This window comes from Actinocorallia sp. B10E7, assembly GCF_039871655.1.
GTDB lineage: Bacteria > Actinomycetota > Actinomycetes > Streptosporangiales > Streptosporangiaceae > Actinocorallia.
Map to the genome: position 1 here is coordinate 497,553 of NZ_JBDPLZ010000005.1, position 22,711 is coordinate 520,263.

The 22,711-nt window shown below is 68.6% G+C and carries 24 protein-coding genes and 1 pseudogene; 23 read left to right on the top strand and 2 right to left on the bottom strand.

The annotated features are described in order from the left end of the window. Window positions 1-45: 45 nt before the first annotated feature. The 18 genes from ABGB12_RS20140 (at window position 46) to ABGB12_RS20225 (ending at window position 18,756) form a co-directional block, all read left to right on the top strand. Window positions 46-282 carry a DUF4229 domain-containing protein gene (locus ABGB12_RS20140; RefSeq protein ID WP_347680099.1) on the top strand — a complete coding sequence of 79 codons (237 nt, stop codon included), beginning with the start codon at window positions 46-48 and terminating at the stop codon, window positions 280-282. Between the two features lie 10 nt (window positions 283-292). Next, window positions 293-1,000 carry a demethylmenaquinone methyltransferase gene (locus ABGB12_RS20145; protein WP_347680101.1) on the top strand — a complete coding sequence of 236 codons (708 nt, stop codon included), beginning with the start codon at window positions 293-295 and terminating at the stop codon, window positions 998-1,000. Window positions 1,001-1,213: 213 nt separating this feature from the next. Next, a complete protein-coding gene (locus ABGB12_RS20150; RefSeq protein ID WP_347680103.1) occupies window positions 1,214-2,464 on the top strand; it encodes a geranylgeranyl reductase family protein in 1,251 nt (416 codons plus the stop codon). A gap of 111 nt (window positions 2,465-2,575) precedes the next feature. Then, window positions 2,576-2,935, top strand: a complete 360-nt coding sequence (locus ABGB12_RS20155) for an NADH-quinone oxidoreductase subunit A (protein ID WP_347680105.1) — start codon at window positions 2,576-2,578, stop codon at window positions 2,933-2,935. Window positions 2,936-2,939: 4 nt separating this feature from the next. Next, window positions 2,940-3,494 (top strand): NADH-quinone oxidoreductase subunit B family protein, encoded by a 555-nt coding sequence (locus ABGB12_RS20160; RefSeq protein ID WP_347680107.1) that lies wholly within the window; start codon window positions 2,940-2,942, stop codon window positions 3,492-3,494. Continuing rightward, a complete protein-coding gene (locus ABGB12_RS20165) occupies window positions 3,491-4,132 on the top strand; it encodes an NADH-quinone oxidoreductase subunit C (protein WP_347680109.1) in 642 nt (213 codons plus the stop codon). The genes ABGB12_RS20160 and ABGB12_RS20165 overlap by 4 nt, the downstream gene beginning before the upstream one ends. Further along, window positions 4,129-5,487: an NADH-quinone oxidoreductase subunit D gene (locus ABGB12_RS20170; RefSeq protein WP_347680111.1), complete on the top strand. Its 1,359-nt coding sequence runs from the start codon at window positions 4,129-4,131 to the stop codon at window positions 5,485-5,487. Before ABGB12_RS20165 ends, ABGB12_RS20170 begins: the two co-directional genes overlap by 4 nt. Next, the gene (gene nuoE / locus ABGB12_RS20175; protein WP_347680113.1) at window positions 5,484-6,155 is read left to right on the top strand and encodes an NADH-quinone oxidoreductase subunit NuoE; all 672 of its coding nucleotides are present in this window, start codon (window positions 5,484-5,486) and stop codon (window positions 6,153-6,155) included. The genes ABGB12_RS20170 and nuoE overlap by 4 nt, the downstream gene beginning before the upstream one ends. Beyond that, window positions 6,152-7,444, top strand: coding sequence for an NADH-quinone oxidoreductase subunit NuoF (gene nuoF, locus ABGB12_RS20180; RefSeq protein WP_347680115.1), 1,293 nt, complete (start codon window positions 6,152-6,154; stop codon window positions 7,442-7,444). Before nuoE ends, nuoF begins: the two co-directional genes overlap by 4 nt. Beyond that, window positions 7,445-9,844: an NADH-quinone oxidoreductase subunit G gene (locus ABGB12_RS20185; RefSeq protein ID WP_347680116.1), complete on the top strand. Its 2,400-nt coding sequence runs from the start codon at window positions 7,445-7,447 to the stop codon at window positions 9,842-9,844. Next, on the top strand, window positions 9,844-11,133 hold the full coding sequence (gene nuoH / locus ABGB12_RS20190; RefSeq protein WP_347680118.1) for an NADH-quinone oxidoreductase subunit NuoH: 1,290 nt from the start codon (window positions 9,844-9,846) through the stop codon (window positions 11,131-11,133). The genes ABGB12_RS20185 and nuoH overlap by 1 nt, the downstream gene beginning before the upstream one ends. Beyond that, window positions 11,120-11,647 (top strand): NADH-quinone oxidoreductase subunit NuoI, encoded by a 528-nt coding sequence (gene nuoI, locus ABGB12_RS20195; RefSeq protein WP_344243825.1) that lies wholly within the window; start codon window positions 11,120-11,122, stop codon window positions 11,645-11,647. Before nuoH ends, nuoI begins: the two co-directional genes overlap by 14 nt. Beyond that, entirely contained in the window at window positions 11,647-12,411 is a 765-nt protein-coding gene (locus ABGB12_RS20200; RefSeq protein WP_347680120.1) for an NADH-quinone oxidoreductase subunit J, read from the top strand. Before nuoI ends, ABGB12_RS20200 begins: the two co-directional genes overlap by 1 nt. Then, window positions 12,408-12,701 (top strand): NADH-quinone oxidoreductase subunit NuoK, encoded by a 294-nt coding sequence (nuoK, locus tag ABGB12_RS20205; protein WP_347680122.1) that lies wholly within the window; start codon window positions 12,408-12,410, stop codon window positions 12,699-12,701. The genes ABGB12_RS20200 and nuoK overlap by 4 nt, the downstream gene beginning before the upstream one ends. A gap of 13 nt (window positions 12,702-12,714) precedes the next feature. Then, window positions 12,715-14,610 (top strand): NADH-quinone oxidoreductase subunit L, encoded by a 1,896-nt coding sequence (gene nuoL, locus ABGB12_RS20210; protein ID WP_347680124.1) that lies wholly within the window; start codon window positions 12,715-12,717, stop codon window positions 14,608-14,610. Next, window positions 14,610-16,148, top strand: coding sequence for an NADH-quinone oxidoreductase subunit M (locus ABGB12_RS20215; RefSeq protein WP_347680126.1), 1,539 nt, complete (start codon window positions 14,610-14,612; stop codon window positions 16,146-16,148). The genes nuoL and ABGB12_RS20215 overlap by 1 nt, the downstream gene beginning before the upstream one ends. After that, window positions 16,145-17,746, top strand: coding sequence for an NADH-quinone oxidoreductase subunit NuoN (nuoN, locus tag ABGB12_RS20220; protein ID WP_347680128.1), 1,602 nt, complete (start codon window positions 16,145-16,147; stop codon window positions 17,744-17,746). The genes ABGB12_RS20215 and nuoN overlap by 4 nt, the downstream gene beginning before the upstream one ends. Before the next feature lie 68 nt (window positions 17,747-17,814). Beyond that, a complete protein-coding gene (locus tag ABGB12_RS20225) occupies window positions 17,815-18,756 on the top strand; it encodes a polyprenyl synthetase family protein (protein ID WP_347680662.1) in 942 nt (313 codons plus the stop codon). A gap of 30 nt (window positions 18,757-18,786) precedes the next feature. On the opposite strand, the gene ABGB12_RS20230 is transcribed toward ABGB12_RS20225, so the two are convergent. After that, the gene (locus ABGB12_RS20230; protein WP_347680130.1) at window positions 18,787-19,428 is read right to left on the bottom strand and encodes a C39 family peptidase; all 642 of its coding nucleotides are present in this window, start codon (window positions 19,426-19,428) and stop codon (window positions 18,787-18,789) included. Window positions 19,429-19,502: 74 nt separating this feature from the next. Then, on the bottom strand, window positions 19,503-20,402 hold the full coding sequence (gene rarD / locus ABGB12_RS20235) for an EamA family transporter RarD (protein WP_347680132.1): 900 nt from the start codon (window positions 20,400-20,402) through the stop codon (window positions 19,503-19,505). 117 nt (window positions 20,403-20,519) lie between these two features. Between rarD and msrA the strand changes: the two genes are divergently transcribed. The 5 genes and pseudogenes from msrA to ABGB12_RS20260 all read left to right on the top strand — a co-directional run bounded on the left by msrA (window position 20,520) and on the right by ABGB12_RS20260 (window position 22,667). Further along, the gene (gene msrA / locus ABGB12_RS20240) at window positions 20,520-21,176 is read left to right on the top strand and encodes a peptide-methionine (S)-S-oxide reductase MsrA (protein WP_347680134.1); all 657 of its coding nucleotides are present in this window, start codon (window positions 20,520-20,522) and stop codon (window positions 21,174-21,176) included. Between the two features lie 35 nt (window positions 21,177-21,211). After that, a complete protein-coding gene (locus ABGB12_RS20245) occupies window positions 21,212-21,613 on the top strand; it encodes a hypothetical protein (protein WP_347680136.1) in 402 nt (133 codons plus the stop codon). A gap of 33 nt (window positions 21,614-21,646) precedes the next feature. Beyond that, window positions 21,647-21,745 (top strand): annotated as a pseudogene (locus ABGB12_RS20250) (peptide-methionine (S)-S-oxide reductase); the annotation flags it as partial. Window positions 21,746-21,751: 6 nt separating this feature from the next. Beyond that, entirely contained in the window at window positions 21,752-21,958 is a 207-nt protein-coding gene (locus ABGB12_RS20255) for a hypothetical protein (RefSeq protein WP_347680138.1), read from the top strand. An 82-nt stretch (window positions 21,959-22,040) separates the two neighbouring features. Beyond that, window positions 22,041-22,667 (top strand): Uma2 family endonuclease, encoded by a 627-nt coding sequence (locus tag ABGB12_RS20260; RefSeq protein ID WP_347680140.1) that lies wholly within the window; start codon window positions 22,041-22,043, stop codon window positions 22,665-22,667. Window positions 22,668-22,711 lie beyond the last annotated feature (44 nt).

Genomic DNA, 22,711 nt, shown 5'->3' on the forward strand with positions numbered 1-22,711 from the left:
CCCTGGACCGAGGCTCGGGCGACCTGCGGATAACCTCGAAGGACCATGCGTTCAGTCATCGTCTACAGTCTCGCGCGGCTCCTGCTGGTCGCGGCCACGGCCGCGATCCTCTACCTCTTCGGGCTGAGGGGTCTGCTCAACCTCGCCCTGGCCTTCCTGATCTCCGGGATCGTGAGCTACGTCCTGCTGTCCGGGCAGCGCGACAAGATCTCCGTCGCCCTCACGGCCAAGAGGGAGCGTCGGTCCGAGGGCACGTCGGGGAAGGAGTCCCTCGCCGATTAGGCTGCTCCCCATGACCCGCGCTGATCTGGACAAGAAACCCTCCGACGTCGCCGCGATGTTCGACGACACGGCCGAGCGGTACGACCTTCTCAACACCCTCATGACGGGCGGCCGGGACCGCGCCTGGCGCAGGGCCGTGGCCAAGGCGATCGACGCGCGGCCCGGGGAGCGGGTGCTGGATCTGGCGGCGGGCACCGGCACGTCCACCGCGGCCATCGCCGAGAGCGGCGCCGAATGCGTCGCGTGCGACTTCTCCCTCGGCATGCTCCAGGTCGGCACCCGTCGGCAGCAGGGCAGGCGCGGTGTGACTTTCGTCGCGGGCGACGCGCTGCGCCTCCCCTTCAAGGACTCCTCTTTCGACGTCGTCACCATCTCCTTCGGGCTGCGGAACGTCGCGGACACGGACGCCGCGCTGCGGGAGATGCTGCGGGTGACCCGGCCGGGCGGCCGGCTGGTGATCTGCGAGGTCAGCCACCCGACGAACAAGCTGCTGGCACTCGGTCACGAGTTCCACTTGAAGGTGGGGCTGCCGCTGCTGGCGAAGGCCAGTTCCAACCCCGATTCCTACAACTACCTGGCCGAGTCCACGCTTCGCTGGCCGGCTCAGCCCGCGCTGGCGGGGATGGTCCGGGAGGCGGGCTGGGAGCGGGTCCAGTGGCGCGACCTCACCTTCGGGGTCGCCGCGATCCACCGCGCCCGCAAGCCGGAAAGCGTATGAGCCCGGGGTCGGCGGCGCGGATCCGGCCGGTGGGCGAAAGCCCGAGAAGGCCGCGTGTTTCGCCTGGTGAAGTCAGGGACACTTCAATTACCGGGGAGTAGCAACCTCATCAGTCCATCCCTTGCGCAACGGGTGTAGCCTCGCAACGAAGGGTGCTTGTGAAGTAGTTCACAAACGCACTTGCCGCAGCGTAGCGACGAAGAGGGTTGGAAGTTGAGCGAGCATTCCCCCGAAGCCGCCGACGTGATCGTCGTGGGGGCCGGCCCGGCCGGCTCGACCACGGCCTACTACCTGGCGCAGACGGGTCTGAAGGTTCTCCTTCTGGAGAAGGCCACCTTCCCGCGGGACAAGATCTGCGGGGACGGCCTCACCCCCCGCGCGGTACGGCAGCTCATCGCCATGGGCGTGGACATCAACGCGCCCGGCTGGATCCGCAACAAGGGCCTGCGCATCTACGGCGGGGGAGTGCGGCTGGAGCTGCCCTGGCCCGAGCTCGCCACCTTCCCCGACTTCGGGCTGGTCCGCCCGCGCATGGACCTGGACCGGCTGCTGGCCGAGCACGCGGTGAAGGCGGGCGCCACCCTGCTGCAGGGCACCACGGTCACCGAGCCGATCATCGACGAGCGCACCGACCGGGTGAGCGGGGTGCGGACCAAGGACGGCCGGGAGTTCCGCGCGCCGCTCGTCGTGGCGGCCGACGGCAACTCCGCCCGGCTGGCCCTGGCCATGGGCATCCGCAAGCGCGAGGACCGGCCGATGGGCGTCGCGGTCCGGCGCTACTACGAGACGCCGCGCCATGAAGACGACTACCTCGAGTCATGGCTGGAACTGTGGGACGGCGATCGGCTTCTGCCCGGTTACGGCTGGGTGTTCGGGTGCGGGAACGGCACCTCGAACGTCGGGCTCGGGCTGCTGAACACCTCCAAGTCCTTCCAGAACACCGACTACCGCGAGATGCTCCGCCGCTGGACCGCCGGAATGCCCAAGGAATGGCAGTTCGACGAGGAACACGCGACGGGGCCGATCCGCGGCGCGGCTCTGCCGATGGGATTCAACCGGCAGCCGCACTACTCCCGGGGTCTGCTCCTGGTGGGCGACGCCGGGGGAATGGTCAACCCGTTCAACGGCGAGGGCATCGACTACGCGATGGAATCGGGCCACCTGGCCGCCGACATCATCGTGCAGGCGCTGGCCAGGCCGACCGCCGCCCAGCGGGAACGGGCGCTTTATGAGTACCCGCGCATCCTCAAGGAGGAGCACGGGGGGTACTTCACGATCGGACGGATCTTCGTGAAGGCCATCGGCGACCCGCGGGTGATGAAGTTCGCCACCCGGCACGGCATGCCGCACCCGACGCTGATGCGGTTCACGCTGAAGCTGCTGGCGAACCTCACCGACCCGCGTGGCGGGGACGCGATGGACCGGGTCATCAATGCGATGACCCGGATTGCCCCGGACGCCTGATTTCTAACCACAACTGAACCCACTGGTACGGACCAATGTGCGTTCTCACTAGGATGATCCAGCTCACACGGGTGAGATGGATCACGAGCTATGAGGGGGGTGTGTAAACCCGTGGACCTCTACTACCCGATCGTCGTACTCGGTGCGCTGGCGGCGGCCTTCGCCATCGGTTCGGTGATCATGGCGGCCTTCACCGGGCCGAAACGCTGGAACAGGGCGAAGCTCGAAGCCTACGAGTGCGGAATCGAGCCGACTCCGCAACCGGTCGGCGGCGGACGCTTCCCCGTGAAGTACTACCTCACGGCGATGCTCTTCATCGTCTTCGACATTGAGATCATCTTCTTGTACCCCTGGGCCGTCGCCTTCGACGGGCTGGGGATCTTCGGTCTCATCGAGATGGTTTTGTTCATCGTCACCGTCCTCGTCGCGTACGCCTACGTCTGGCGGCGCGGCGGCTTGGAGTGGGACTGATCACATGGGTCTGGAAGAGAAACTTCCCAGCGGGTTCCTGCTCACCACGGTCGAGCAGGTGGCCGGCTGGGCACGCAAGAGCTCCGTCTGGCCGGCGACCTTCGGGCTCGCCTGCTGCGCCATCGAGATGATGGCCGCGGGCGACCCCCGGCACGACTTCTCCCGGTGGGGCATGGAACGTGCTTCGGGATCGCCGAGGCAGGCGGACCTGATGATCGTGGCTGGACGGGTCAGCCAGAAGATGGCGCCGGTCCTGCGGCAGGTCTATGACCAGATGTCGGAACCCAAGTGGGTGATCGCGATGGGTGTCTGTGCGTCTTCTGGAGGCATGTTCAACAACTACGCGATCGTGCAAGGGGTGGACCACATCGTACCAGTGGACATCTACCTGCCAGGATGCCCCCCACGGCCCGAGATGCTGCTGGACGCCATCCTCAAACTGCACGACAAGATCCAGAACACCAAGCTGGGCGTGCAGCGGGAGCGGCAGATCCAGGAACTGGAGAAGGCGAAGCTCCGGCAGCTGCCGCTGCTGGGCCAGTCGGGAGCGCGGCCATGAGCGACATCGTCAAGCGCCGGGGCATGTTCGGGGCGAACACGACCGGTGACACCTCCGGGTACGGCAGGCTGGTGGTGACGCAGCCCGCGGGGGAATCCACGCCCCGCCCCTACGGGGAGTACTTCGACGAGATCGCCGACGAACTGGAGCGGTCCGGTTTCTCTGACGCGATCGAGCGGGTCGTGGTTCATCGCGGAGAGATAACTTTCCACGTGAAGCGCGAACGGCTGCTGGAGCTGGCCAGGACGCTGCGCGACGAGCCCACGCTGCGCTTCGAGCTGCTGTCGGGCGTGTCGGGCGTGCACTATCCGCAGGAGACCGGCAGCGAGCTGCACGCCGTCTACCACCTGCTCTCGATCACCCACAACCGGCGGATCCGGCTGGAGGTCGGGATACCGGACGCGGACCCCCACGTCGACTCCCTGACGCCGGTCTACCCCACGGCCGACTGGCACGAACGGGAGACCTGGGACTTCTTCGGGATCGTCTTCGACGGACACCCCGCGCTGACCCGGATCGAGATGCCCGACGACTGGGTGGGCCACCCCCAACGCAAGGACTATCCCCTCGGCGGCATCCCCGTCGAGTACCGCGGCGCGGAGATCCCGCCGCCGGACGAGCGGAGGTCGTACTCATGACCACCACCTACGACGCGTACAAGGCCGGAGCGACCGACGACGGGTCGACCGAGGGCAAGGTGTTCAACCTCGCCGGCGCCGACTGGGACGAGGTCGTCGAGGGCGCCAAGGACACCGACACCGACGAGCGGCTCGTGGTCAACATGGGCCCGCAGCACCCGTCCACCCACGGCGTGCTGCGGCTGATCCTGACGCTCGACGGCGAGACGGTCGAGAAGGTGCAGGTCGGCATCGGCTACCTGCACACCGGCATCGAGAAGAACATGGAGTTCCGGACCTGGACGCAGGGCACCACGTTCTGCACCCGGATGGACTACCTGGCTCCGATCTTCAACGAGACCGCGTACTGCCTGGCCGTCGAGAAGCTGCTGGGCGTCACCGACCGCATCCCCGAGCGGGCCAACGTCATCCGGGTGCTCATGATGGAGCTCAACCGGATCTCCTCCCACCTGGTGGCGATCGCCACGTTCGGCCTGGAGCTGGGCGCGACCACGGTCATGCTCAACGGGTTCATCGAGCGCGAGTACACCCTCGACCTGTTCGAGGAGATCACCGGGCTGCGCATGAACATGGCCTACGTCCGCCCCGGCGGCGTGGCCCAGGACCTCGGGCCCGGCACCATCTCCAAGCTGCGCGACTACCTCAAGCGCATGCCCGAGCGCTTCCAGCAGATGCGCAAGCTGCTGGACGCCAACCCGATCTACCTGGCGCGGACCAAGGACATCGCGTACCTGGACCTGACCGGCTGCATGGCCCTGGGCATCACCGGCCCGGTGCTGCGCGCCACCGGCCTGCCGTGGGACCTGCGCAAGTCCCAGCCGTACTGCGGTTACGAGACCTACGACTTCAAGGTGCACACGCAGGACACCTGCGACGTGTACGGGCGCTACCTCGTCCGGATCGCCGAGATGGAGGAGTCGCTGAAGATCGTCGAGCAGTGCGTGGAGCGGCTCACCAAGGGCTCGGCCAAGGACGGCCCGGTGATGATCGAGGACAAGAAGATCGGCTGGCCCGCCCAGCTGGCGATCGGCACCGACGGCATGGGCAACTCGCCCGCCCACATCGGGCACATCATGGGCGAGTCCATGGAGGCGCTGATCCACCACTTCAAGCTGGTGACCGAGGGCTTCCGGGTCCCGGCCGGCCAGGCCTACGCGTCGGTCGAGTCGCCGCGCGGCGAGCTGTCCGCGCACGTCGTCTCCGACGGCGGCACCCGGCCCTACCGGGTCCACTTCCGCGACCCGTCGTTCACCAACCTGCAGGCCACGGCCGCGATGTGCGAAGGCTCCTTCGTCGCCGACGTCATCGCCGCGGTCGCGTCCATCGACCCCGTGATGGGAGGCGTTGACCGTTGAGTCACTTCCCCGAGGGCTCCCCGTACGACGTGGAGACCAGACAGCGTCTGGAACAGGACGCGAAGGAGATCATCGCCCGTTACCCGCAGCCGCGCAGCGCGCTGCTGCCGCTGCTGCACCTGGTGCAGTCGCTGGACGGGCACATCACCCAGGAAGGCGTGCAGTTCTGCGCCGACATGCTGGACGTGACCCCGGCGCAGGTGGTCGGCGTCGCGACCTTCTACACCCAGTACAAGCGGGCGCCGATGGGCGAGTACCACGTGGGCGTGTGCGTCAACACGCTGTGCGCGGTGCTCGGCGGCGACGAGATCTGGGAGTCGCTGAGCGAGCACGTCGGCGTCGGACACGACCAGGCCACCGAGGACGGCAAGATCTCCCTCGAGCGCCTGGAGTGCAACGCGGCCTGCGACTACGCGCCGGTCATGATGGTGAACTGGGAGTTCTACGACAACCAGACGCCCGAAAGCGCCAAGCAGCTCGTCGACGACCTGCGGGCCGGACGGCCGGTGCCGCCCACCCGCGGCGCGAACGGCATCTGCTCGTTCAAGGAGGCATCCCGGGTGCTGGCCGGGTTCAACGACGGCCGCGCCCACGAGGGCGTCCAGGCCGGTCCGGAGTCCCGGGTCGGCGTGGAGCTGGCCAAGGAGAAGGGGTGGGAGGCCCCGTGACCACCTTGACTCCCGTTCTCACCAAGCACTGGGACCAGGCCGACTCGTTCACGCGCACGGCTTACGAGCGCAACGGCGGCTACCAGTCGTTGCGCAAGGCGCTGGGCATGGAGCCCTCGGCGATCGTCGACGCCGTCAAGGACTCCGGTCTGCGCGGCCGCGGCGGCGCGGGATTCCCCACCGGCATGAAGTGGGGCTTCCTCGCCCAGGGCACGGGCAAGCCCACCTACCTGGTGGTCAACGCCGACGAGTCCGAGCCGGGCACCTGCAAGGACATCCCGTTGATGATGGCCGACCCGCACGTGCTGGTCGAAGGCGTCATCATCAGCTCGTACGCGATCGGCGCGCACCAGGCGTTCATCTATGTGCGCGGCGAGGTCCTCCACGTCATCCGCAGGCTCCGGCAGGCGGTGCAGGAGGCCTACGAGGCCGGCTACCTAGGCAAGGACATCCTCGGGTCCGGGTTCGACCTGGACCTCGTGGTGCACGCCGGAGCCGGTGCCTACATCTGCGGCGAGGAGACCGCGCTTCTGGACTCTCTCGAGGGGTTCCGGGGCCAGCCCCGGCTGAAGCCTCCCTTCCCGGCCGTCGCGGGCCTCTACGGCGGGCCCACCGTGGTGAACAACGTCGAGTCGATCGCCTCGGTTCCCTCGATCGTGGGCCGCGGCGCCGACTGGTTCGCCTCCATGGGCACCGAGAAGTCCAAGGGCTTCGGCATCTTCTCCCTGTCGGGGCACGTCAGGCGGCCCGGCCAGTACGAGGCGCCGCTGGGCATCACGCTGCGCGAGCTGCTGGAGATGGCCGGAGGCATCCGCGAGGGCCACGAGCTGAAGTTCTGGACACCCGGAGGCTCCTCCACGCCGATCTTCACCGCCGAGCACCTCGACGTCCCGCTGGACTTCGAGTCCGTCGGCGCGGCCGGATCGATGCTGGGCACCCGGGCGCTGCAGATCTTCGACGAGACGACCTGCGTGGTGCGGTCCGTGCTGCGCTGGACGGAGTTCTACGCGCACGAGTCCTGCGGCAAGTGCACGCCGTGCCGTGAGGGCACCTACTGGCTGAAGCAGCTGATGAAGCGGCTGGAGGCCGGCCAGGGCACCGAAGAGGACCTGTCGACCCTCAACGACATCGCCGACAACATCCTCGGACGGTCGTTCTGCGCCCTGGGCGACGGCGCGACCAGCCCGATCCACTCCTCGATCAAGTACTTCCGCGAGGAGTACCTGGCGCACTTCTCCCACGGCGGGTGCCCCTTCGACCCCGCCAAGTCCACGAAGTGGGGGGCATAAATGACTGCCACGTCCGAAACGGGCGTCGTTCCGCAGGAAGACCTGGTCACCCTGACCATCGACGGCTTCGAGATCAGCGTCCCCAAGGGCACGCTGGTCATCCGGGCCGCCGAACTGCTCGGTGTCCAGATCCCGCGGTTCTGCGACCATCCGCTGCTCGACCCGGTGGGCGCGTGCCGCCAGTGCCTGGTGGACATCCCCGACGCCGGCAACGGCCGGGGCTTCCCCAAGCCGCAGGCGTCCTGCACCATCCCGGTCGCCGACGGCATGGTCGTCAACACCCAGCTCACGTCCCCGGTCGCCGACAAGGCGCAGAAGGGCGTGATGGAGTTCCTGCTCATCAACCACCCGCTGGACTGCCCGGTCTGCGACAAGGGCGGCGAGTGCCCCCTGCAGAACCAGGCGATGTCCAACGGGCGGGGCGAGTCGCGGTTCGCCGAGCGCAAGCGCACGTTCCCCAAGCCGCTGCCGCTGTCGTCGCAGGTGCTGCTGGACCGGGAGCGCTGCGTGCAGTGCGCCCGGTGCACCCGGTTCTCCGAGCAGATCGCCGGCGACCCCTTCATCGACCTCTTCGAGCGCGGCGCGAAGGAACAGGTGGGCACGGCGGACGGCAAGCCGTTCTCGTCCTACTTCTCCGGCAACACCGTGCAGATCTGCCCGGTCGGCGCGCTGACCGGCGCCGCCTACCGGTTCCGGGCCCGGCCGTTCGACCTGGTGTCCGTGCCGTCGGTGTGCGAGCATTGCGCGTCCGGCTGCGCCCAGCGCACCGACCAGCGGCGCGGCAAGGTCACCCGGCGCCTGGCTGGTGACGACCCGCAGGTCAACGAGGAGTGGAACTGCGACAAGGGCCGCTGGGCCTTCACCTACGCCACCGAGCCGGACCGGCTGCGCTACCCGCTGGTCCGCAACGCGGAGGGCGTGCTGGAGCCCGCCTCGTGGCCCGAGGCTCTCGCCGTCGCGGCGGCGGGCCTGGCCGGGAAGAAGACGGGTGTCTTGACCGGCGGACGGCTGACCCTGGAGGACGCCTACGCGTACTCCAAGTTCGCCCGCATCGCCCTGGGCACCAACGACATCGACTTCCGGGCCCGCCCGCACAGCGTCGAGGAGGCCGAGTTCCTGGCCTACGGCGTCGCCGGGCACGGCATCGAGGTCTCCTACCAGGACCTGGAGAACGCGCCTGTCGTGCTCCTCGCGGGCTTCGAGCCCGAGGAGGAGTCGCCGATCGTCTTCCTGCGGCTGCGCAAGGCGGTGCGCAAGAAGGGCCTGAAGGTCCTGTCCATCGCCCCGTTCGCCACGGACGGGCTGCGCAAGCTCAAGGGCCGGCTGCTGCAGGCCGGTCCGGGCGGCGAGCCGGAAGCGCTGAGCATCAGCGGTGAGGCGGCAGAGGCCCTGCAGGCCGAAGGCTCCGTCATCCTGGTCGGCGAGCGGCTCGCCCAGACCACCGGGGCGCTGAGCGCCGCGGTGCGGCTGGCGCAGAACACCGGGGCCCGGCTGGCCTGGGTGCCGCGGCGCGCCGGTGAGCGCGGGGCGCTGGAGGCCGGCGCGCTGCCGGACCTGCTGCCGATCGGCCGCCCGGTCGGCAACGCCGCGGCCCGGGTCGAGGTCGCGCGGGTCTGGGGCGTGAGCAGCCTGCCGGACGAGCCCGGCCGCGACGCCGCGCACATCCTGGCCGCGGCCGCGTCCGGCGAGATCGAGGCGCTGGTCGTCGGCGGGGTCGACCCCCACGACCTGGAGCACCCGCGGTTCGCGCTGACCGCGCTGGAGGAGACCGGCTTCATCGTCAGCCTGGAGCAGCGGGTCAGCGCGGTCACCGACCGCGCCGACGTGGTGCTGCCGGTCGCGACCGTCCAGGAGAAGTCCGGGACGTTCGTGAACTGGGAGGGCAGGGGCCGCCCGTTCGAGACGGCGCTGAAGGTGCCGAGCGCCATGTCCGACCTGCGGGTGCTGGGCGCGCTCGCCGACGAGCTGGACGTGCACCTGGGGCTGCCCGACCCCGCGGCGGCCCGCAGGGAGCTCGCCGAGCTCGGCGCCTACCGGGGCGAGCGTCCCGACGCGCCGGGCACGCTGGCGGACTTCACCTTCACCCCGGGTTCGGGCGAGGCGGTGCTGGCCACCTGGCGGCTGCTGCTCGACGACGGCCGCATGCAGGACGGGGAGCCGCACCTGAAGGGCACGGCCCGTCCCGCGGTCGCCCGCGTGTCGGCCAAGACCGCGGCGGAGAACGGGCTGAACGGCCTGGTCACCGTCTCCACCGACGAGGGCGCGATCACGGTCCCGCTGCGGATCGACGACCTGCCCGAGGGCGTCATCTGGCTGCCGGGCAACTCGTCCGGCAAGAACCTGCTGCGTGAGCTCGGCGCCACGACCGGCAGCATCGTGAAGATCGGAGGTGTGGGCTGATGGGTCCCGATCCGTCGCTCCCCGCATTCGGCCAGGACCCGTGGTGGCTGATGCTCGGCAAGGTGCTGGTCATCTTCGTCTTCCTGGTCCTGACCGTGCTGATGTCGATGTGGGTGGAACGCCGCGTCATCGGCAGGATGCAGCTGCGCGTCGGCCCCAACCGCACCGGGCCGTTCGGCCTGCTGCAGGGACTGGCCGACGGTGTGAAGCTGGCCCTGAAGGAGGACATCGTCCCCGCGGGCGTCGACAAGATCATCTTCTGGACGGCCCCGGTGGTCGCCGCGATCCCGGCGTTCATCTCGTTCGCCATCATCCCGTTCGGGCCGACCGTCTCGGTCTTCGGCCACCAGACGCCCCTGCAGGGCACCGACCTCCCGGTGGCGGTCCTGCTGGTGCTGGCGATGGCCTCCATCGGCGTCTACGGGATCGTGCTGGCGGGCTGGTCGTCCATGTCGCCCTACTCGCTGCTGGGCGGGCTGCGCTCCAGCGCCCAGGTGATCTCCTACGAGATCGCGATGGGCCTGTCGTTCGTGGCGGTGTTCCTCTTCTCCGGGACGCTCTCCACGTCCGGCATCGTCGCGGCCCAGGCCGACCGCTGGTTCGCGGTGGCGCTGCTGCCCTCCTTCGTGGTCTACGTGATCACGATGATGGGCGAGTCGAACCGCATCCCGTTCGACCTGCCCGAGGGCGAGGGCGAGCTGGTCGCCGGCTTCCACACCGAGTACTCGTCGCTGAAGTTCGCGATGTTCTTCCTCGCCGAGTACATCAACCTCGCCACCCTCTCGGCCCTGGCCACCACCCTGTTCCTGGGCGGCTGGCGGGCCCCGGCGCCGATCTCCACCGTGTGGGCCGGCGCCAACGAGGGCTGGTGGCCGGTCCTGTGGTTCATGATCAAGATCTGGGCCTTCATCTTCTTCTTCATCTGGCTGCGCGGCTCCCTCCCCCGGGTCCGCTACGACCAGCTGATGAAGCTGGGCTGGAAGGTGCTGATCCCGTTCTCGCTGGGCTGGATCCTGCTGGTGGCCACCATGCGGGCGCTCACCCAGGAGGGCTACGGCACCGGCGCCCTGGTCGTCGTCGCCGCGGTCGTGGTGGCGCTGGCCCTGGGCGGCTCGGTCGTCTACGACATGCTCCGCAAGGACAAGAAGCTCGAACCGGGACAGGCCGCGAGCGCTGAGAAGGCCGAGCGGAAGGACCCGTTCGCGGGTGGCTTCCCGGTCCCGCCGATGGACGCCCCGCACTACCACGGGACGTCCCCGCAGAAGGAGGTCGGAAGTGGGGTTCACTGACTTCCTGAACCCGGTCAAGGGCTTCGGAGTCGCGTTCCACCAGCTGTTCACCAAGGTGGAGACGGTCCAGTACCCGGAGGTGAAGAAGCCCACGGCGCCCCGGTTCCACGGCCGGCACCAGCTCAACCGCTGGCCGGACGGGCTGGAGAAGTGCATCGGCTGCGAGCTGTGCGCCTGGGCCTGCCCCGCCGACGCGATCTACGTCGAGGCGGGCGACAACACCGAGGACGAGCGCTTCTCTCCGGGTGAGCGCTACGGCCGGGTCTACCAGATCAACTACCTGCGCTGCATCCTGTGCGGGCTGTGCATCGAGGCGTGCCCGACCCGGGCGCTGACCATGACCAACGAGTACGAGCTGGCCGACGACAGCCGCGAGTCGCTGATCTACACCAAGGAGATGCTGCTCGCCCCGCTGCGCGAAGGCATGGAGCAGCCGCCGCACGAGATGCGGCTCGGCGAGACCGAAGAGGATTACTACCGCCTCGGCCTCGGCGCCAAGGACGGTGATTTCTGATGGTCGTGTTCTGGATTCTGGCGGTGGTCTCGGTGGCCGCCGCCCTCAGCATGATCTTCCAGCGCAAGGCCGTCTACTCGGCCCTGCTGCTGGCCGTGGTCATGCTCAGCCTGGCCGCGCTGTACGCGGTCCAGGAGGCGCCGTTCCTGGCGTTCGTGCAGGTGATCGTCTACACCGGCGCGGTGCTGATGCTGTTCCTGTTCGTGCTGATGCTGGTCGGCGTCGCGACCGTCGACTCGCTGGTGGAGACGATCTCCGGCCAGCGGATCTGGGCCGCGATCGCCGGCCTGGGCTTCGCCGGGCTGCTGGTCTTCGGCATCGGCGGCGCGGCCTTCGCGGACGACACCGGGCTGGCCGCGGCCAACGGCGAGGGCAACGTCCTCGGCCTGGCCCGGCTGATCTTCAACAAGTACGTGTTCGCCTTCGAGGTGACCAGCGCCCTGCTGATCACCGCGGCGCTCGGCGCGATGGTGCTGGCGCACAAGGAGCGCACCTCGCCCAAGGCCACCCAGCGCCAGCTGTCCGAGCAGCGGTTCAAGTCCGGGGAGCACCCGGGCAACCTGCCCAGCTCGGGCACCTACGCCCGGCACAACGCGGTCGACATGCCCGCGCTGCTGCCGGACGGCTCGGTCGCCGAGCGCTCGCTCAACCCGGTGCTCACCGGCCGCGGCGACGCCGCGTCCCGGCACACCGACCTGGAGGGCGCGACCGAGATCGAGGCGGCCGAGGCCGACGTCGAGGCAGTACGGGAGACCCAGAAGTGACCCACTACCTAGTGCTCTCCGCGCTCCTGTTCAGCATCGGCGCGGTGGGCGTCCTGATCCGCCGCAACGCCATCGTGGTGTTCATGTGCGTCGAGCTCATGCTCAACGCGACGAACCTCGCCTTCGTGAGCTTCTCCAAGATGCACGGCAACCTGGACGGGCAGGTCATCGCGTTCTTCGTGATGGTCGTCGCCGCCGCCGAGGTCGTGGTGGGTCTCGCGATCATCATGACCATCTTCCGTTCCCGCAGGTCCTCGTCGGTCGACGACGCGAGCCTGCTGAAGTACTGAGGGGCTTGGGGACGTGGAACAACAACTCACCGCCACCGGGCTCCAGTCGCTCGCCTGGCTGCTGATCGCCCTGCCCCTCGCGGGCTCGGCGATCCTGCTGCTGGGCGGACGCGTCACCGACAAGTGGGGCCACTACCTGGCCACCGCGCTGTCGGGAGGCGCGTTCGTCCTCGGCTTCCTCATGTTCTGGCAGATGCTCGGCTACCCGGGCGAGGAGCGCGCCAGGGGCGTGCACCTCTACCAGTTCATCCAGACCGGGTCGGTCACCGTCGACATGGGTCTGCTGCTGGACCAGCTGTCGATCAGCTTCGTGCTGCTGATCACGTTCGTCGGCACGCTGATCCACATCTACTCCATCGGCTACATGCACGAGGACACCGGCCGGCGCAGGTTCTTCGCCTACCTGAACCTGTTCGTGGCGGCCATGCTCCTGCTGGTGCTGGCCGACAACTACGTCGGCCTGTTCATCGGCTGGGAGGGCGTGGGCCTCGCCTCGTACCTGCTCATCGGGTTCTGGCAGCACAAGCCCACCGCCGCCGTCGCGGCCAAGAAGGCGTTCGTCGTCAACCGGGTCGGCGACCTGGGCCTGGCGATCGCGATCATGCTCATGTTCGCGACCTTCGGCACCGTCTCCTACACGCAGGTCTTCGGCCTGGTGGACGACCCGGCGGTGTCCGAGGGCATCATGACCGCGCTCGGCCTGCTCCTGCTGCTGGGCGCCTGCGGCAAGTCCGCCCAGCTGCCGCTGCAGTCCTGGCTCCTGGACGCGATGGAGGGCCCGACCCCGGTGTCGGCGCTCATCCACGCGGCCACCATGGTCACCGCGGGCGTCTACCTGATCGTCCGCTCCGGCGCGATCTTCGAGGCGTCCCCGACCGCCCAGCTGGTGGTCACCATCGTCGGCGCGGCCACGCTGCTCGCCGGTGCGATCATCGGTTGCGCCAAGGACGACATCAAGAAGGCCCTGGCCGGCTCGACCATGTCGCAGATCGGCTACATGGTGCTGGCCGCGGGCCTCGGCCCGGTCGGCTACGTCGTGGCCATCGGCCACCTCATCACGCACGGCTTCTTCAAGGCCGGGATGTTCCTGGGCGCGGGCTCGGTCATGCACGCGATGGAAGACGACGTGAACATGCGCAGGTACGGCGCGCTCCGCAAGATGCTGCCGATCACCTTCGGGACGTTCTTCCTCGGCTACCTCGCGATCATCGGAGTGCCGCCGTTCGCGGGCTTCTTCACCAAGGAGGGCATCATCGAGGCGGCCTGGGACCAGAACGCGGTCCTGGGCGTGTGCGCGATCGTCGGCGCCGCCGTCACCGCGTTCTACATGTCCCGGCTGATGTTCATGACCTTCTTCGGGCAGAAGCGCTGGGACCCCGACGTGCACCCGCACGAGTCGCCCGCCGTGATGACCGTCCCGCTGATCGTCCTGGCGTTCGGCTCGGCCGGCATGGGCGCGTTCCTCATGCTGGGCGACCGGTTCGGGTCCTTCCTGGAGCCGGTCACCCGCACCCCGCACGCCGAGCACCACCTGTTCACCCTCAACGGGACCATCACCCTGGTGCTGGTGGTCATCGGCGTGATCATCGCGTGGGTGAAGTACGGAGCCCGGCCGGTGCCCGAGACGGCGCCCCAGGGCTCGGCGCTCACCACCTTCGCCCGCAAGGACCTGTACGGAGACGCCCTGAACGAGTCGCTGCTCATGCGGCCCGGCCAGTGGCTGACCCGGCTCGCGGTGTTCTTCGACAACCGGGGCGTGGACGGGGTCGTCAACGGCCTCGCCGCGCTCATCGGCGGCACGTCCGGCCGGGTTCGGCGGCTGCAGACCGGCTACGTCCGGTCCTACGCCCTGTCCATGTTCCTCGGCGCGGGCATCCTCGTCGCCGCTCTGCTGGTGGTGAGGCTCTGATGTTGACCGCACTCATCGCCCTTCCCGCCCTGGGGGCACTGGCCGTCGGCCTGCTGCCCAGGGGGAAGGACGACCTGGCCAAACTGGTCGCGCTGGTGATCTCGGTGGCCGTCGCGGTCTACGCGATCGTGGTGGCCCTCGGGTACGACACCGCGTCCACCGAGAGGTTCCAGCTCACCGAGACGTACTGGTGGATCGAGTCGTTCGGCGTCCACTGGGCGCTCGGGCTCGACGGAGTCTCGCTGACGCTCGTCCTGCTGTCGGTCATCCTCGTCCCGGTGGTCATGCTGGCCAGCTGGACGTCGGCCGACCGGTACGGAGGGGCTTCCAGCGACGACGTCCCCGAGCGTTCGGTGAAGACGTACTTCGCGCTGATCCTCCTCATGGAAGCGATGATGATCGGCGTCTTCGCGGCGACCGACGTCTTCCTCTTCTACGTCTTCTTCGAGGCCATCCTCATCCCGGCCTACTTCCTCATCGGCCGGTACGGCGGGCCGCAGCGCTCGTACGCGGCGGTCAAGTTCCTGCTGTACTCGCTGTTCGGCGGGCTGCTCATGCTGGCCGCCGTCATCGGCCTGTACGTGGTCGGCGGCAAGAACTCGTTCCTGCTGACCGAGCTGACCGGGCTGGACATCCACCCGACCACCGCCAAGTGGCTCTTCCTCGGCTTCTTCATCGCGTTCGCGATCAAGGCGCCGATGGTGCCGGTGCACACCTGGCTGCCGGACACCGCCGGGCAGGCCCCCGCGGGCGCGCTGGTGCTGATCGTCGGCGTGCTCGACAAGATCGGCACCTACGGCATGATCCGGTTCTGCCTGGAGCTGTTCCCCGGCGCCTCCAAGTGGGCCACCCCGGTGGTGATCACCCTCGCGGTGATCAGCATCGTCTACGGCGCGGTCCTGGCCATCGGCCAGGTCGACCTCAAGCGGCTCATCGCCTACACGTCGGTCAGCCACTTCGGGTTCATCGTGCTGGGCATCTTCGCGATGACGACGGCCGCCCAGTCCGGCGCCATGCTCTACATGGTCAACCACGGGTTCTCCACCGGCGCGCTGTTCCTGGCCGTCGGGTTCCTGATCTCCCGGGGCGGCTCGGCCCGGATCGACGCCTACGGCGGGGTCCAGAAGGTCGCGCCGCTGCTGGCGGGGACGTTCCTGGTGGCGGGCCTGTCCGGGCTGGCGCTGCCGGGGCTGTCGTCGTTCGTCTCGGAGTTCCTGGTGCTGGTCGGGACGTTCTCGCAGTACAAGGTGGCCGCGATCATCGCGACCTCCGGCATCGTGCTGGCCGCGATCTACATCCTGTGGGTCTACCAGCGGGTCGCCGGCGGTCCGTCCCTGGTCAGCTTCCCCGATCTGGGCAAGCGCGAGCTCGCCGCGATCGGGCCGATTCTGGCGATCATCGTGGCGCTCGGCTTCTTCCCGCAGCCGATCCTCAAGGTGATCAACCCCTCCGTGGAGCGCACTCTGACGGTCGTGGAGAAGACCGACCCGGAGCCCACCGTCGCAGAGGCTCCGACTAGCACGGGAGTGAAGCCGTGACCGGTTCAGTTCTCGCCGCGGGGGACATCCCCGCACCGCACATCGAATACGACCTCGTCGCCCCGCTGCTGATCGTCTTCGCGACGGCGGTGCTCGGCGTCCTGGTCGAGGCGGTCTTCGGCCGGGAATGGCGGCCGAAGATCCAGGTGCCGCTGGCGTTCGCCGGACTCGGCGCGGCGTTCGTCTGGACCGTCATCATGGCGGTCAACGGCGACCCGCACCAGGTGGCGGCCGAAGGGGCGCTCGGCATCGACGGGCCGACGCTCTTCATCCAGGGCACGATCCTGGTGCTGGCGATGCTCAGCATGCTGCTCATCGCCGACCGCAGGCAGGACACGTTCGCGGCGCAGGCCGCGGCGCTGCCCGGCACCGAGGCCGAGGCCAAGGCCTCGGCGGGCGGGTCCGCGCACACCGAGATCTACCCGCTCACCCTGTTCGCGGTCGGCGGCATGCTGATGTTCCCGGCCTCCAACGACCTGCTCACGATGTTCGTGGCGCTGGAGGTCATGTCGCTGCCGCTGTACCTGCTGTGCGGGCTGGCACGGCGCCGCCGCCTACTCTCGCAGGAGGCCGCGGTCAAGTACTTCCTGCTCGGCTCGTTCTCCTCGGCGTTCTTCCTGTTCGGGATCGCGCTGCTGTACGGGTACTCGGGCAGCATGTCGCTCGGCGACATCGCCCAGGTCGTCCAGACGGGGCAGACCATCGTCCCGGCGGAGGTCGCGGGCGGGGTCCAGCCGCAGGAGGCCACCGGCGTGCTGCTGTACGGCGGTGTGGCGCTGCTGGCGGTCGGGCTGCTGTTCAAGGTGGGCGCCGTGCCGTTCCACTCCTGGAAGCCCGACGTCTACCAGGGGGCGCCGACCCCGGTCACCGCGCTCATGGCGTCCGGGACCCTGGTCTCGGCCGTCGGCGCGCTGCTGCGCGTGTTCTACGTCGCACTGGAGAACATGCGCTGGGACTGGCGGCCGATGATGTGGGCTGTGGCCATCCTCACGATGGTCGTCGGCGCGGTCGTCGCCATCACCCAGACGGACATCAAGCGGATGCTGGCCTACTCGTCCGTCGCGCACGCGGGCTTCCTGCTCACGGGCGTGATCGCGACCTCGGAGAACGGCCTGTCGTCGGTGCTGTTCTACCTGGCGGCCTACGGCGCGACGACCATCGGCGCCTTCGCGGTCGTCACGATGGTGCGCGACTCCAGCGGCGAGGCGGGGCACCTGTCCCGCTGGGCCGGGCTGGGCAAGCGCTCCCCGGCGGTCGCGGGGATCTTCGCGTTCTTCCTGCTGGCGTTCGCCGGCATCCCGCTGACCAGCGGGTTCACTGGGAAGTTCGCGGTGTTCCGGGCCGCGGTCGAGGGCGGGGCCGCGCCCCTGGTGGTGGTCGGCGTGCTCAGCTCCGCCGTGGCCGCGTTCTTCTACGTGCGTGTGATCGTGCTCATGTTCTTCAGCGATCCGGAGCCCGAAGGACCGTCCGTGGTGGTGGCACCGGCCACCGCGGCGGCGGTCGCCCTGGGGCTTGCGGCTACTGTGGTACTCGGCGTGCTGCCGCAGCCGCTGCTGGACTTGGCTGGTCAGGCCGCCGGTCAGCTTTTCGTGCGTTAGAAGGGTCTACTCCTGTGGGTGCTGCCGTGCCGTTCGGTCTGCGAGTGGACGACGCGCTCGCCGCGCAGATGCAGCAGGGGCTCGCGGACGTCGAGTCCCTGCTGCTGGAGACGGTCGACAGCGAGGAGTCGCTGCTCACCGAGGCGTCCCAGCATCTGGTGACGGCCGGTGGGAAGCGGTTCCGGCCCATGCTGGTGCTGCTGGCCTCGCGGTTCGGCGAGCCGTCAGCACCGGGAGTCGTCCCGTCCGCCGTCGTGGTGGAGCTGACCCATCTGGCGACGCTCTACCACGACGACGTGATGGACGAGGCCCCGCTGCGGCGGGGCCAGGCGTCCGCCAACTCGCGGTGGACCAACACCGTGGCGATCCTCACGGGCGACTACCTGTTCGCCCGTGCCTCCGACCTCCTGGCCGACCTCGGCACCGAGGCGGTGCGGATCCAGGCCCGCACGTTCGCCCGGCTGGTGCGGGGCCAGATCCAGGAGACCGTGGGGGTCTCCGACGACGGCGACCCGCTCAAGCACTACCTGCAGGTGGTCGCGGACAAGACCGCCTCGCTGATCGCGACCTCGGGCCAGTTCGGGGCGATGATGGCCGGGGCCCCGTCCTCGGTGGTGGACACGCTGACCTCGGCGTGCGAGAAGATCGGCGTCGCCTTCCAGCTCTCCGACGACATCCTGGACGTGGCGTCCGAGTCGGCGCAGTCGGGCAAGACTCCCGGCACCGACCTGCGTGAGGGCATCCGGACGTTGCCGATGCTGCACGTCCTGGCGGGAGACGACCCGGCCGACGCGCGGCTGCGGGACCTGCTGTCCGGGCCGATCACGGACGACGGCGACCACGCCGAGGCGCTGGACCTGCTGCGGGCGCACCCGGCGATGGCGCGGGCCAAGGCCGACACCCGGCGGTGGGCGGAGGACGCCCGTGCCGAGCTGCTCACCCTGCCCGACGTGCCCGCGCGGGACGCGCTGGCGAGCCTGTGCGACTACGTGGTGTCCCGGACGGGCTGAGGCCCCTCCAGCGGGCTCGGCTCCGGGCCCTCAGTCCTTGGTGAGGTAGAACATGCCGGCGGCGCCGTCCGTCGACTGCGTGGCCTTGGCGAGCTTGTTCAGCGGCATGACGTGGGTGCCGCCGTTGAAGTAGTAGTTGTACGGGTCCCAGATGGTGACGGTCTTGGCCTTCTTGTCGTAGCCGTAGGCGACGATCAGGTGCCCGGGGTTGCCGTCGATCAGGCCCTTGTACCAGGGAAGACGCTTCATGTAGACCTGCAGCGGCACGGCTCTGCGCAGCACTCCGACGTCGTGGACGACGCGCTTGGCCAGCCGGCCGGGCTTGTTCACGTCGTAGACGAGGGAGAAGCGGTAGCCCTTCTTGCTCGCGTAGGAGTTGAGGACCCGGACGGCGTCGTAGTCGTAGGTGCCGTAGGGGGACTTGGTCTTCATCTTCTTGGCGAGCGTCTTCTGGCCGACGTTGACGCCCAGTTTCGCCAGGGAGATCGAGGCCCCGGCCGGCGCGCACCACAGCGGCCGGGCCTGGTAGGTCTTGTTGATCTTGAGGGTGAGGCGGGCGGGGGAGCCGGCGAGGCTGATCCCCTTGGCCTCCGCGGGGGCCGGAGGCTGGAGCACGACGAGCGTGGCGGTGAGCGCGGTGCCGGACACCAAGCTCGCGAGTACCTTGTTCACCTGGGCGAAACTCCGGACAGTCGGGGTGGTTCGTGCGGTAAGCCTGCCGAAGAGAACCAAACGGTGCAAGTGCCTCAAGCGGCGACAGTGACCGGTTCTCTGGAGCGGATTTTACGGGCGGTACGTAGAGCGTCCCAGGTCAGTACCGACAACGCCACCCAAACAAGGGTGAAACCCAGCCATCGGCTGGGGGGCATCGCCTCATGCTGTATCAGGAGTCCCACCAGGAACTGCAGTACCGGGGCGACGTACTGCAGGAGCCCGAGGCTGGTGAGCGGCAGGTGCTGGGCGGAGGCGTTGAAGAGCATCAGCGGGACGGCGGTGACGACGCCGAGGCTGAGGATCAGCAGGACGTTCCCGGTGCCGGCGTGCCCGAAGGCGGCGGTGCCCTGGATCTGGGTCCAGGCCATCAGCCCCAGCGCGGGCGGGGTCAGGACGGCGGCCTCGACCGTCAGGCTCTCGGCCGAGGGCATCGCGGCGCTCTTCTTCATCAGCCCGTAGGTGCCGAACGTCAGGGCCAGGATGAGCGCGATCCACGGCGGCCTGCCGTAGTCGAGGGTCAGCACCACCACCGCGACGGTGCCGACGGACAGGGCGCCCCACTGCCAGGGCCGCAGCCGTTCCCGCAGCAGCACGACGCCCATCAGGACGGTGATCAGGGGATTGATGAAGTAGCCGAGGGAGGCCTCGATGGTGTGGCCGGAGTTGACCGCGACGATGTAGGTGCCCCAGTTGACCGCGATCACCGCCGCGGCGACGGACAGGAGCAGCCACTGGCGGCGGGTCATGCGGCGGATCCAGCCCCAGTTGCGGGTGGCGGTCAGCAGCAGCCCGACCGCCACCAGGGTCCAGACGATGCGGTGGGCCAGGACCTCGTCCGCGCGGGCCGGCTTGAGGAGCGGAAAGTACAAGGGGAAGAGGCCCCACAGGGCATACGCCGCGAAGCCGTATATCAACCCCTTTTTCGTTTCCATGCGCGCAGGCTATCAAGCTGTAATGAGTGATAATAGGGTCACTCATGTCCTTCCCGGGTATGTCATGCCGTCCCCAGGAAGGAGGGCGGCGCGGCCCGGACCGGTTACCCTGACAACGTGTTCGGATTCGCGAAGGCTGAGATGGTCACACCGGAGAAGGCGCTCCCCGGCAGGGACAACCCCGTGCCGGTCGCCCCCCGCCATGCCGTTCTGTCGGGCCCGCTGGCCCCGCCCTACCCGGACGGCGCCGAGGTCGCGGAGTTCGCCTTGGGCTGCTTCTGGGGCGCCGAACGCAAGTTCTGGCAGTTGGAAGGCGTCCTGTCGACCGCGGCCGGCTACACGGGCGGCTACACCCCCAACCCCACCTACGAAGAGGTCTGCTCGGGCCGCACCGGCCACGCCGAGGCCGTCCGCGTCGTCTTCGACCCGTCCCGCATCTCCTACGAGACTCTCCTGAAGGTCTTCTGGGAGTCCCACGACCCCACCCAGGGCATGCGCCAGGGCAACGACGTCGGCACCCAGTACCGCTCCGCGATCTACACCCGCGGCGAAGCCCAGCATTCGGCCGCCGAGTCCTCCCGCGAGGCCTACCAGAAGGTCCTCACCGAGGCCGGCTACGGCGAGATCACCACAGAGATCGCCCCCGCCACCGACTTCTTCTTCGCCGAGGACTACCACCAGCAGTATCTTTCAAGCAGTAAAAACCCCAACGGGTACTGCGGCATCGGCGGCACGGGCGTTTCCTGCCCGATCGGCGTCGCTCCGGCTGAGTGAAGCAGGGGGCTTCATACGGGTGAGAGACTCCTCAGATGAGGCGGTCTTGGGCTCTTTTCGGCCTGCTGTTCACGGTCGGCTGTTCGGCGTTCGGCTGGGGCGGCCGAGAACTGAAACCAGGCTCGGACGCGGCGGCCTGGGTCGAGCCTGATCAGCGCACCGTGTTGATCTCGACTCTCGGCGGTGCCTGCGAGGAGTCCGCCAAGGTCAAGGTGCAAGAGACATCGGAGACGGTGGAGATAAGGGTGACCGTCCGTTCTAGCGACGGCCCTTGCGTAATGGTCGGTATCCCCCGGGCGTACAAGGTCGTGCTGCGTGAGGCGCTGGGAAGCAGGAAGCTCGTCGGCGGTGATGCAGTGGAATACCCAAGGGCCGAGCAACGGCCTGTCGAGGGCTCAGCCGAGTACAAGATCCCGGTCGAGGTCGAGTACGACTGATCACCAGAACGAACCTCTCCTCCGCAGGACTGTCACCAGCAGTATCTTTCGGACGCCAAGAACCCCAACGGCTACTGCGGCCTCGGCGGCACGGGCCTGAGCTGCCCCATCGGCGTCGCCCCCGCCGAGTGAATCGCGTTGCTGGACGCCTATGTGGCCGGGGGCGTGAGCGGTTATCTGGACGGCCGGATGGATCCCTGGGGACTTGCCATCCTGGACGACTGTCTCCAGGATCTGCGGGACCTGCTGGCGGACCTTCGCGGGCGAGAGGAACGCGACCATGTCGCGCGCCTGGTCCGGATGGTCGAACTGATCCTCGGCGACCCGAAGGCGCTACAGGCCTGACCTGTCACCTCGTCATCTCGGCGTGGTCCCGGGACAGGCCGTAGGCTTGGCTCGTCGAGCGGGTGGCGACAAGGAGACATGGATGACGGCCCTGCCGGAGGACAGCTGGCTTCTCAACCTCCGTCCGCAGCCCGCGCGGGTCACCGCTGAGGAGTACGAGGCGCTTCCTGAGGAGATCGCCAAAGCGATCGAGATCGTCGACGGCTATGTGGTTTACTGCGCGGCCCCCACACCTGATCACCAGACCGCCGGCAGGCGACTGGCCAACATGCTGGAACGTCATGCTCGTGAGGCGATGAGCGAGGGGCACGAGCGCGTCACCGTGAACAATGACGTGGATCTGCGGCTGAGGGATCTTCCATTGCTCAACCGGAGGCCCGATGTCGCGCTCTACCGGTGCCTGGACCGTGAGCGGGGCGAACGGCTCCGGGCCGAACATGCGTTGCTCATCGTGGAGATCGTGTCTCCCGGGTCGGAGACTCAGGACACGACCGACAAGCTCGGGGAGTACGCCAAGGCGGGTATTCCGCATTACTGGATCGTCAGGCTCGACCTCACCGGCGTATCGATCATCGAACGCTACCGGCTGGACCGGGCTGCCATGCTCTACAAGCACATGAGCACGTTCATGAAAGACGAGTCCGGTGACGCTCCCAGCGTCAGCAACCCGATCCCCATGGTGATCGATTGGTCGGAACTGCAGTTCTGAGTGAGAAGAGCCGCATGAATCGGGTCAGAACACCCGGCAATCGC

Excerpts from the sequence above, each read along its gene's own strand:
- ABGB12_RS20140 (WP_347680099.1), top strand. The coding sequence starts at position 46 with ATGCGTTCAGTCATCGTCTACAGTCTCGCGCGGCTCCTGCTGGTCGCG.
- ABGB12_RS20145 (WP_347680101.1), top strand. The coding sequence starts at position 293 with ATGACCCGCGCTGATCTGGACAAGAAACCCTCCGACGTCGCCGCGATG.
- ABGB12_RS20160 (WP_347680107.1), top strand. The coding sequence starts at position 2,940 with ATGGGTCTGGAAGAGAAACTTCCCAGCGGGTTCCTGCTCACCACGGTC.
- ABGB12_RS20165 (WP_347680109.1), top strand. The coding sequence starts at position 3,491 with ATGAGCGACATCGTCAAGCGCCGGGGCATGTTCGGGGCGAACACGACC.
- ABGB12_RS20170 (WP_347680111.1), top strand. The coding sequence starts at position 4,129 with ATGACCACCACCTACGACGCGTACAAGGCCGGAGCGACCGACGACGGG.
- ABGB12_RS20185 (WP_347680116.1), top strand. The coding sequence starts at position 7,445 with ATGACTGCCACGTCCGAAACGGGCGTCGTTCCGCAGGAAGACCTGGTC.
- nuoH (WP_347680118.1), top strand. The coding sequence starts at position 9,844 with ATGGGTCCCGATCCGTCGCTCCCCGCATTCGGCCAGGACCCGTGGTGG.
- ABGB12_RS20200 (WP_347680120.1), top strand. The coding sequence starts at position 11,647 with ATGGTCGTGTTCTGGATTCTGGCGGTGGTCTCGGTGGCCGCCGCCCTC.
- ABGB12_RS20215 (WP_347680126.1), top strand. The coding sequence starts at position 14,610 with ATGTTGACCGCACTCATCGCCCTTCCCGCCCTGGGGGCACTGGCCGTC.
- ABGB12_RS20225 (WP_347680662.1), top strand. The coding sequence starts at position 17,815 with ATGCAGCAGGGGCTCGCGGACGTCGAGTCCCTGCTGCTGGAGACGGTC.
- rarD (WP_347680132.1), bottom strand. The coding sequence starts at position 20,402 with ATGGAAACGAAAAAGGGGTTGATATACGGCTTCGCGGCGTATGCCCTG.
- ABGB12_RS20245 (WP_347680136.1), top strand. The coding sequence starts at position 21,212 with ATGAGGCGGTCTTGGGCTCTTTTCGGCCTGCTGTTCACGGTCGGCTGT.
- ABGB12_RS20260 (WP_347680140.1), top strand. The coding sequence starts at position 22,041 with ATGACGGCCCTGCCGGAGGACAGCTGGCTTCTCAACCTCCGTCCGCAG.